The sequence below is a fragment of the Aurantimonas sp. E1-2-R+4 genome (assembly GCF_036549515.1).
Taxonomy (GTDB): domain Bacteria; phylum Pseudomonadota; class Alphaproteobacteria; order Rhizobiales; family Rhizobiaceae; genus Aurantimonas; species Aurantimonas coralicida_A.
This window is the reverse complement of the sequence record NZ_JAZHLK010000006.1, coordinates 128994-139177: the sequence shown is the minus strand read 5'-3', so window position 1 is coordinate 139177 and position 10184 is coordinate 128994. Positions and strand designations below refer to the sequence as shown.

The following is a 10184-nucleotide window of genomic DNA, read 5'->3' as shown; positions in this document are numbered from 1 at the left end:
TCGCTGGCTTGCACCAACATCGCCGAGAACATGATGGGTACGATCCGGCGCGTCACGCACAACGTGAAGCGGTGGCGGAACGGACAAATGGCTCTGAGATGGGTCGCCGCCGGCATGATCGAGGCCGCCAAGGGCTTCCGCAAGCTCAAGGCTCACAAGCAGCTGCCGATTCTGCGGGCCGCCCTCCTTGCCCATCAGCGCCGAAATGCAGAAAAGTTCGTTGCCCCTGCTTCGAGGGCCGCGTAACGTTCAACCCGGCATCGCCGCTCAACGAAGTTCAACAAACTTCGGGACATCCCCCGATTGGACGGGCGGCCGGCCGGCCAGGAGCAGATCCCGGATCATCTCGGGGCGCAACGGAGGGCCGTAAATGAAGCCCTGAATCTCCGCTGACGGTAGTTCTGCAGTGAGAAATTCCAGTTGATCGGTTCGCTCGACGCCCTCCACCACTACGCCAAGTCCGATGGATTCGACCAAGCCGAGAATGCCACGGAGCAAGGCGCGCTCCCTGTTGTTCTCAAGCGCCTCTCGTATGAAACGCCGGTCAATCTTGACCTTATCGAGGGGTAGCCGAGTGATATATTCGAGATTTGAATAGCCGGTCCCGAAGTCGTCAAGGGACAGTCTGATCCCGGTCGCGTGCAAGATATCGAGCCGTCGAAAAATTTCCGGATCGCGATCGAGAAAGATATTTTCGGTTATCTCGACCTCAAGCTGCGATGGGGCGACCGAGTGGCGGGCCGCAGATCGAAGTATGACATCGACGATGTCGTCGCGATTCAGCTGGCTCGGTGAAATATTGACGGCAACCCGTTTATTGGGGGGCCAAGTAGCGACCGCCGCGCATGCCATGTCGATGGTATAATCGGTGATTGCCGGCATAAGGCCGCTTTCCTCGGCGATTGGCAAGAAAACCGCCGGGGAAATCGCGCCATGGACGGGATCATCCCAACGCAAGAGGGCCTCACATGTGCTGATGCGGCCGTATTGGGGATTGACGATGGGTTGAAATACAAATGTCAGTTCGTTTGCATCGAGCGCTCTGCGCAGATTTGACTCGATCCTCATGCGTTCGATCTCGACGCTCTCCATCTCGGCGTCGAATCGCGAGTGCCTCCCGCGTCCCGCGGACTTCGATTTATAAAGCGCAAGATCTGCGCGCTGAAGCAACTCGGCGGTTGTTCGAGCGTCGCCGGGAAAGAGCGCGGTGCCGACGCTGCATTTCGATGTGACCGATATTCCGTCGATCGAGAGCGGGTTCGCTAACGCGGTGATCAGAAGATTGGCGAAGCGGGTCGCTTCCTGCCGCGGTTCGCCGTTCAGATGCTGCAGGATCACGAACTCGTCGCCGGAAAATCGGGAAACGACAGTCTCATCCTCGCTCACCTCCTCCATGCGACGCGCGGCGATGGCCAGGACGCGATCCCCGAATGCGTGACCGTAAGTGTCGTTCAAGCGCTTGAAACGGTCGAGATCGACGAAATGCAACGCAATCGCCTCCCCGTGATGGATCGCGGTATCGAGAATACGGACCATCTGGCCCTTGTTCGGCAAGCCGGTAAGGCCGTCGATGTGAGCGAGATGAAAGTTTTGCTCGGCAACCGCAACGGTCTCTTCCATCATTCCCCGCATTCCGTCCGCGATCCTAAGCAAGGTCATGCAGAACATCACGAAAAGGGCAGCGAAAAGGAGGTGCCATGCGTCCATCTGCCAAGCGAGTCCGAGGGACATAGGGACACCGGCCGCCGACAACTGCAGGACAACCAGCTTTCTGGAGGCGTAATTTCGTCCAACGAGGCCTGTCATAAAACACAAGGCTGTCGCGAACGAAAAAAGTTCGGCTGCGACATAGGTTTGGTCAGCTGCGAAAATCACCATCGGCCAAACGCCGATGAGAAGGACGTGAATGACGCCTGTCACCTCGTAAAAGCGCTTTGCGATAGCGACGGACTCGCGGTCGTCGTCGGCACGCCGTGCGCCATAATAGATCGCTGATACGCGGACGGTCGTTACCAAGCTCAATGCGGCAAAGATTGCCCAGACGCTCGGCATATCGGTCTGTATCGCCGTCGCAATGCAAGCGACAAGCGTAAAGGCGCACCCGCGAGCAAAATTGCCAGCGTCGGCGAAGAGCATCTGTTTGTAACGATCGGGGCGCCTGCCAGCCTGGATCGCCTGAAGCCTCTTAATCGCGAACTGCACCATCGCTCCAATCAACCGAAGGAATCCAGAATACAGTGTGACGATTAAAAACAAATTTATGCTAGATTTTACCACTCAGGGTTGCTGGGCTACAGCCAGTTCTTGTACCGAAAGAACAGCATTGGAACGATCGCCGAGACCACCATCAGCGCGAGCGCGGCAGGATAGCCGAAGGTCCAGCCGAGTTCGGGCATGAAACGGAAATTCATGCCGTAGATCGAGGCGATCAGGGTTGGCGGCAAGAAGGCGACGGCGGCGACCGAGAAGATTTTGATAATGGCGTTCTGCTCGATCGAGATCATGCCGACCGTGGTGTCGAGCAGGAATGTTGTCTTGTTGGACAGGAACGTGACGAAGTCGTTGAGCGAATGGACGTCCCTTGCCATCGCCTTCACGCGCGGCTTGGCGTCTTTGGCGCTGGATTTGCGGCGGTCGAGGGCAAGCTGAAGAAACGGGAGCAGGCGATCGAGCGTCGCCAGGCCCTCCCGCGCGCGGGAGGTGAGGTCGCCGGCCGCTCCGATGCGCCGCAGCAGCGATTTGAAATCCTTGGTGCCGGTCGGCTTCTTGCGCGCCGAAGAGGAGAAGATGTCCTCGCCGATGCTGTCCAGGTCCGCCGAGATGGTCTCGAGGAGGTCCGCGACCCGGTCGATCACTGTCTCGAGAAGCCCGATCAGGATCGTGTCCGCCGACGGCGGCCGATCGCCGCGGCTGACGGCCGGCTTTTCGGCGGCGCCGGGCTGGGCGCCGCTGTCCGCAGCGCCACCATGGCGCGGTGTCTCGCGGCAGAGCTTGGTCGCGTAGATTGCAAAGCTTTTCGGCGCGCTATAGCGCAGCGTGATCAGCCGGCGGTCGGCGAGCATGAAGGTGACCGGGGCGAAAGACGGCTTGCCGCCGTCCAACCCGAACACGACCGAGGCCGTCATGAAGTCGGCGTCGTCCTCGGAATAGAGCCGGCTCGACACCTCGATCTCGACCATTTCTTCGCGGGTCGGCACGTCGATGCCGCATAACTGTTCGACGGCGGCGATTTCGTCTGGATGCGGATCGAGCAGGTCGATCCAGACAGCCTCGGTCGGGATTGCGTCGGGCGATGCCCGGACCGCGTGCATTCTGGCACCGCTCGGGACATAGGCCTCGATCATCGACGCTTTTCCGTGAAATCGCGGAACCAGCGCGCGGCGCTGTCCTCGCCGACGGCGCCAGCCGCGACATCCATGACGAACTGGTAGACCATGCCGTTGTCGGCGGTGATGTCGTAGCCGTTAATGTCGAGAAAGACGTAGGCGGCGAGATAGGCGGTCCGCTTGTTGCCATCGCTGAAAGGGTGATTGCGAGCGATGCCATACAAATAGGCGGCGGCAAGATCGAAAAGGTCGGGCTCATCATAAGCCGCCTTATTCAGCGGCCGATCCAGTGCAGCTTCCAGCGCGTTCTCGTCTCTGATCCCGGCGAGCCCGCCATGCTCCGACAATTGTTCGTAGTGAATGGCCTCCACGACCTCCCGGCTCAACCACTCAATGGTCATTTCGCCAGTTCACGCAGGGCAGTACGATATTTCTGCATCCCCTCGCGGGCCGAACGCATCTGACGGCCGAAGGGCGAATCTGCCCGAACCAATTGAACGCCATCGGGAGTCCGGACGATTTCAAGAGAGTCGCCGGTGGCAAATCCCGCCTGTTCCAGCACCTCCCTGGGCAGGATCACACCTTCGGAATTGCCGATCTTGCGAATGACGGTGTTCATGGCAATGCCTCCGATCTCCAGGTTCTGGCGTTATAACTAATGTTGAACCAAGGGAGTGGCAAGAGACTATTCGGCCGCCGCCTTCTCATGGCCAAGGTGACGGGAAAGGGCTCGCAGCAAGTCCTCGGCCGCTTCGGCGACGACCGTTCCCGGCAGGAAGATGGCGGCGGCCCCGGCCGCCTTGAGGGTGTCGACGTCCTTCGGCGGGATGACGCCGCCAACGACGATCATGATGTCGCCGCGTCCCTCCGCTTCCAGCGCCGCCTTCAACGCCGGAACGAGGGTCAGATGCCCGGCCGCCAGCGACGATGCGCCGACGATGTGGACGTCGTTCTCGACGGCCTGGCGGGCCGCTTCCTCTGGCGTTTGAAACAGCGGCCCGATGTCGACGTCGAAGCCGAGATCGGCGAAGGCCGAAGCGATGACTTTCTGGCCGCGATCATGGCCGTCCTGGCCCATCTTGGCGACAAGAATGCGCGGCCGGCGGCCCTCGGCCTCGGCAAAAGCCGCGCTCATCGCCTGGATATGTTCGATCCGCCCCGCCATCGCGCCGGCCTCCCTTTTGTAGACGCCGGCGATGACCTTCGTCGTCGCGACATGCCGGCCGAATACCTTTTCCAGCGCCCCAGCCATTTCGCCGACGGTCGCCTTGGCATGGGCCGCGGCGATCGACAGTTCCAGGAGATTGCCGTCGCCACGCTCGGCCGACGCCGTCAGCGCCGCCAGGGCGGCATGCGTCGCGGTGTCGTCGCGCTCGGCCTTGAGGCGCTTGAGCTTTTCGATCTGCTGGCGCCGCACCTCGGCGTTGTCGACGGAGAGCACGTCGATGTCGTCGGTGACATCATTGAGGAATTTGTTGACCCCGACGACGGTCTGGGCGCCGGAATCGATCTGTGCCTGGGTCCTGGCTGCCGCTTCCTCGATCCTGAGTTTGGGCAGGCCCTTTTCGATGGCCGCAGCCATGCCGCCCATCTCCTCAACCTCGGCGATGTGGGCAAGGGCCTTCTCCGCGAGCAGATGCGTCAGCCGTTCGACATACGCCGAACCGCCCCAGGGATCGATCGGGGATGTGGTGCCGGATTCGCGGGCCAGCACATGCTGGGTGTTGCGGGCGATCCGGGCGGAAAAGTCGGTCGGCAGCGCCAGCGCTTCGTCGAAAGAGTTGGTGTGCAGCGACTGGGTATGGCCTTGCGTCGCTGCCATCGCCTCGACGCAGGTTCTGACCGCGTTGTTCATGACATCCTGGGCCGTCAGCGACCAGCCCGAGGTCTGACAATGGGTGCGCAGCGACAGCGAGCGCGGATCCTTCGGCGCGAAGTTCTTCTGCATGAGCGCGGCCCAGATCAGCCGCGCCGCGCGGAGCTTGGCGACCTCCATGAAGAAGTTCATGCCCACCGCCCAGAAGAACGACAGGCGGGGGGCGAAGTGATCGATGTCGAGACCCGTCGCGACGCCCGCCCGGGCATATTCGATGCCGTCAGCGATGGTATAGGCGAGTTCCAGATCCGCCGTAGCCCCGGCTTCCTGCATGTGATAGCCGGAAATCGAAATCGAGTTGTATTTCGGCATGTGCTTCGAGGTGTAGGCGAAGATATCCGAAATGATCCGCATCGAATGTTTGGGCGGGTAGATATAGGTGTTACGGACCATGAACTCCTTCAGGATGTCGTTCTGAATGGTCCCCGACAGATCCTTCTGGGCAACGCCCTGCTCTTCGGCGGCCGCGACATAGAGCGCCAGAACCGGCAGCACCGCGCCGTTCATCGTCATAGAGACGCTCATTTCATCGAGCGGAATGCCGTCGAAGAGCTGACGCATATCGATGATCGAATCGATCGCGACGCCCGCCATGCCGACGTCGCCCGCGACACGCGGATGGTCGGAATCGTAACCGCGGTGGGTGGCCAGATCGAAGGCGACCGAGAGCCCCTTCTGTCCGGCCGCGAGATTGCGGCGATAAAAGGCGTTCGACTCCTGCGCTGTCGAGAAACCGGCATATTGCCGGATCGTCCAGGGCTTTTCGACATACATGGTGGGGTAGGGGCCACGCACGTATGGAGCGATGCCCGGATAGGTGTCCAGGAACGGCAGGTCCGCGATATCCTCGGCGCCATAGGCCCCGGCGATCGGGATTCCCTCCGGCGTCTCGAAGGTCTCGCCAAGCGTCTTCGCGAGGGCAGGCTGCGTCGGCCGGCTCCACGCGATGCGGGTGAAATCAGGAACCTTGGTCACGCCGATGCCTCCACGGTCTCGCTGGTTCGGTATGGGCGCAGCGGCTCGCAGCGGGTTTGCCCAGTCGGCTGTGGCGGCGGCTCGGCGCCGGGGGCCTGCCCCAGGAGAACGTGATGTCGCTCCTCATCGAGCGGGTAGAGGTTGGCGCCGACGATGACGGTTTTCCCCTCCGCGAGTTGGACGGCCCTGGCCGCTCGCGCGTCCAGAATGCGATTTTGCAGGACGCCGGCGGAGAGGCTCGCGAAGATGCCGCCTTCCGCCTCGATCTTCTGAAATTCGCTCCAGGCGACCTCCGCGGTCAGGTCGGTAAGTGCCTCGATGCCGCCGGAACCTGCCGCCGGATCTGTCACACGCGCCAGACCGGATTCGTCCTGCAGGATGATCTGGATATTGCGGGCCAGTCGCCGCGCGGCAGGATCTGCAAGGCCGAGCGGGGCGGTGTATGGCAGAACGGACAGGCTGTCGGCGCCGCCGGTTCCGGCCGCGAAGGCAGCGATCGTCGCACGCAGGATGTTGGTGTGCGGGTCTTTGGCCGCCATCATGCGCCAGGAGGTCTCGGCGTGGATGCCGGCAGCAGGCGGGGCCGAATCGCCGCATTCCTCCAGCAATTTGGCCCAGAGAAGACGCAAGGCCCGCAGTTTCGCGGTCTGCTCGAACTGCCGTTGATCGACTGCCAGGGTGAAGCCGATCGCCGCCGCCGCATCGGAGAGGCCGAGGCCGGCATCGAGCATCGCCCTGAGGTAATAGAGCGCCGTCGCCAGCACGGCGCCGAGTTCCTGTCCGGCGGTTGCGCCCGCGTCGTGGAAGACGCGCCCGTCCGCCTCGGCGATACGGCCGCGAAAGCCGCTCCCGCGTAGCGACTTCGTGGCACGGCCCGAATGCGCCCGAAAATCACTTTCGGGACCGGGAAAGCTTCCCGTAAAGGCAAACGGACCGATCGCGTCGAGGCACAGGTCGAGGGAAAGCGTCTCGAAATCCTGGCCGCGATCTTTCGCCAGCGTGCGGATCGTCTCGACGGCGCGCCGCGCGTCCATATGCGGCTCGATCCTCAGCGAGATCATCTCCAGCTTCACGCCGGCGAGCGCGCGGGCGATCGCATCGCCTTCCATCGGAAGTCCAAACCCGTGCGCCGATGCCGACCCGGCGAAAACCAAAGACAGACCATTGGCCCCGCCTTCCAGATCCGCCAGCGCCTGCGTATTGGCGCGCGCGGCGTCGGAATCATCAACGCGCTGGAATACCGCCCATCGCCCGCCCGCCGAGCGTGCGAGCGCAGACGCGTCGCGCTTGCGGCCGTGCAGGGGGCCGTAGGTAAAACCGTCCTCGGCCCGCGCGGCAAGCGACTCGAAATCCCGGCCCTTCAGGCCCTTTTCCACCAGGCTCCGCCATTCGGCATCGCCAGCTTCCGGAAAATCGATGGCCTCGATCGTCAGCGCCGTCATTGCACCTCCCTGTGGGCCGCACCGCGTTTCGCCTTCGCAGCGATCCCAAAGCGACCTTCGACACCCGCCTCAATAGCGCCTCTCCGGCGTCGGCGAAATGCAGCCTTCGGCTCACGTCCCCTGCACGGGGCGTTCCATGCTCTAGTCGCACGCGATGACGGCATCTTTGGGCGCGACCAGCTTCCAGACGACGCCGGCCGGGGCGTAGTTCATCTCGACCGCCCCGCCCAAGCCCCGCGATGTCATCTTCTGGGTGATGAGTGTGCCGAATCCGGCGTGTCTGGGTTCGACGACCGTTGGGCCGCCGATTTCACGCCAGATAAGCTCGAACTTCTCGGCGATCGACCATGATATTTTCACGGTTCCATCGGCAACCGAGAGCGAGCCGTACTTGGCCGCGTTTGTCGCCAATTCGTGCAGTGCGAGCCCGATCGTCTGTGCTGCGGTCGAATTGAGGCGAATGGCGGGGCCGTCCAGTTCGATTTGCTCGCCGCCGGCGCCGAACGCCTTGAGTTGGCTGTCAACGAGGTCGGCCAGCATGGCGCTTTCCCAGCCACGGCCAGCGAGGAGGTCGGCGGACCGCGCAAGCGACCCCAATGCTTCGGACAGCGTATCGAGGAACTGCTTGGTATTGGCGCTCTCCTTTGCGGCGCGCCGAGCGATGGCGGCGATGAGCGCATACTGGTTCTTGGCGCGATGGGTCATCTCGCGCATGAGAAAGCGGTTCTGCTCCTCGGCCTCGCGGCGCTCGCGCGAGGCCTGCGCCAGAACCTTCGAGACCGCGCCGATCTCGGCGATATCGGTCCCGAACGGCATTGCCGGTTCGCCCTTGCCGATCGCCTCGGCCTGCTGCGACAATTGCAGGATCGGTGCCGCGATGCGCCGGCCGAAAATGATGCCAAGCATGATCGAGAACAGCAGAAGCAGGATCCCGGCACTCATCAAAAGTATCCAGGATCTGAGTGCCGGTCGGACGATGACGGCGTTGGGCACGGCGACGGTAGTCGTCCAGTTGGACAGGCTGGAGACCGTCGACGCCTCGATGAGATCGTCGCTCATGCGCGCGCCCAGCGTTTCCAGGATCGACGGGTTGTCGTAGGAAATCCCTTGCTGGGCTTCCATCCGTCCCTCGCTGGTTACCGCGGCAAAAACGCGCCGGCCTTCGGCGTCCTTGATGATCGCGGACCATTCGCGCGGCAGGTTCCGATTTGCGATGACGGCGTCGAGGGCATCGGCGGCCTTGTTGATCACCAGCACATAGGTGACCGTCTGATCCCGCATCACCGGGACCGCGACATGGAACATGAAGCGGTCGGCCCGCGCGCCGAAGAACACGCCGGAGACCAGCGGCCGACGGGTCTTGAACACCTGCTCGATGGTCTTTGTGTATTCGCTCTTCCTCGGCGCGGGAGGATAAGGCTCCAGCGTCGAAACGACGACTCCAAGCGCCGGGTCGATCAACTCGGCATTGGTCTCGGTGGTTCTGAGAGCGGCTACTGTTCGCTCGTGAAAGCCGGCGAGTTGTCCGTTTACCAGAGACGGCGAGGAGGCCAGCACCTTGCCGCTGGTGATCATGCCGTAAATATCCCGATCGACGGCGTTGGAGACGATTTCGGCCGTATCGTTCACTTGCGCGGCCGCGATTTCACGTTGCTGTTCGGAGAACTGCAGCACCAGAAACGCGCTGAACAGCAGCGCGGGAATGAGGACGATCAGAGCAAACAGCACGAGATGGGCGAGGAGAGGCGGTCTCCGCATGGCGCGCGAAAGCATCGCCCATCGCGCCCGTCTGGGCGACGACAGGAAAGATCGCAGCCTGTCGGGCAGCGAGCGAGCGACGTCCGCTTCGACACTCATCAGTGACAATATTCCGCGGCACTTGGATCCTCGATCTGCGCCACGGCCCCTGCTGGTAACGAACCCCTGCGTTTATCCCACGACCATACGTCAGTCTCGGCCGGTATTCCATAACCGTTTGGTGGGATGAGTGCTTTTGGCGAGATTGGTCGATGCGGTGAAAGCCTGGCAGAGTTTCCGATGCCGCGGTCAGACGAAGGACGACAATCCGGGCACCGACGCCAGTGCGCGATCGACGGTTTCGGGATCGGAATGGGCTTTCGCGAAGGCGGCGAGTTCGCGCGCGACGATCTGAATCTGACCCATGTCGAGGCCGAGCCCCATCAGCTTCGAACCGAGCCCCATGATGCCGCCGCCCATCGCGGCGCCAAGGAAACCACCCTCGTCGTCGCCACCGGTCGTAGCGATCGCGTCCGAAGCCCCCGGCGTTTCGGCAATCATCTTGCCGACGGCGGGATCGTCACTTTCGGCCTTGAGATAGGTCAGGATATGACCGATCGCGACCTTGGCGGTGGATGACTCAAGACCCGTCTCCGCCGCGATTTTCGCCAACAGCTCGTCCATGGACATCTCCTCCTGCCGCCGCGCCTCGGAAAGAGGGGGCCGGTTGCTGCAAAGCTTGGCAAAGCCTGATCGCCGACGCAATCGACGAACGCGCGCTTATCGCTCGCCGCGCTTGTTCCAAGCCGCTGGCTGGCTATAACCCCA

At 62.5% G+C, this 10184-nt stretch carries 8 protein-coding genes and 1 pseudogene; 1 reads left to right on the top strand and 8 read right to left on the bottom strand.

Going from position 1 to position 10184, the window contains the following annotated elements; all coding sequences use genetic code 11:
* Positions 1-246, top strand: a pseudogene (locus tag VQ045_RS05045) (IS256 family transposase); the annotation flags it as partial.
* Between the two features lie 21 nt (positions 247-267).
* Here VQ045_RS05045 and VQ045_RS05040 read toward each other — a convergent pair.
* The 8 genes from VQ045_RS05040 to VQ045_RS05005 form a co-directional block, all read right to left on the bottom strand.
* Positions 268-2205, bottom strand: a complete 1938-nt coding sequence (locus tag VQ045_RS05040) for a putative bifunctional diguanylate cyclase/phosphodiesterase (protein ID WP_331829349.1) — start codon at positions 2203-2205, stop codon at positions 268-270.
* 86 nt (positions 2206-2291) lie between these two features.
* Positions 2292-3344 (bottom strand): magnesium transporter CorA family protein, encoded by a 1053-nt coding sequence (locus VQ045_RS05035; RefSeq protein WP_327622523.1) that lies wholly within the window; start codon positions 3342-3344, stop codon positions 2292-2294.
* The gene (locus VQ045_RS05030; protein WP_327622522.1) at positions 3341-3727 is read right to left on the bottom strand and encodes a type II toxin-antitoxin system death-on-curing family toxin; all 387 of its coding nucleotides are present in this window, start codon (positions 3725-3727) and stop codon (positions 3341-3343) included. The genes VQ045_RS05035 and VQ045_RS05030 overlap by 4 nt, the downstream gene beginning before the upstream one ends.
* Positions 3724-3945 carry an AbrB/MazE/SpoVT family DNA-binding domain-containing protein gene (locus VQ045_RS05025; RefSeq protein ID WP_327622521.1) on the bottom strand — a complete coding sequence of 74 codons (222 nt, stop codon included), beginning with the start codon at positions 3943-3945 and terminating at the stop codon, positions 3724-3726. Before VQ045_RS05025 ends, VQ045_RS05030 begins: the two co-directional genes overlap by 4 nt.
* A gap of 66 nt (positions 3946-4011) precedes the next feature.
* Positions 4012-6177 carry a methylmalonyl-CoA mutase gene (scpA, locus tag VQ045_RS05020; protein WP_331829348.1) on the bottom strand — a complete coding sequence of 722 codons (2166 nt, stop codon included), beginning with the start codon at positions 6175-6177 and terminating at the stop codon, positions 4012-4014.
* A complete protein-coding gene (locus VQ045_RS05015) occupies positions 6174-7619 on the bottom strand; it encodes a methylmalonyl-CoA mutase subunit beta (RefSeq protein WP_331829347.1) in 1446 nt (481 codons plus the stop codon). Before VQ045_RS05015 ends, scpA begins: the two co-directional genes overlap by 4 nt.
* A 141-nt stretch (positions 7620-7760) precedes the next feature.
* Positions 7761-9476, bottom strand: coding sequence for an HWE histidine kinase domain-containing protein (locus VQ045_RS05010; protein WP_331829346.1), 1716 nt, complete (start codon positions 9474-9476; stop codon positions 7761-7763).
* A gap of 189 nt (positions 9477-9665) precedes the next feature.
* Positions 9666-10040: a DUF2267 domain-containing protein gene (locus tag VQ045_RS05005; RefSeq protein ID WP_327622517.1), complete on the bottom strand. Its 375-nt coding sequence runs from the start codon at positions 10038-10040 to the stop codon at positions 9666-9668.
* Between the last annotated feature and the right edge of the window lie 144 nt (positions 10041-10184).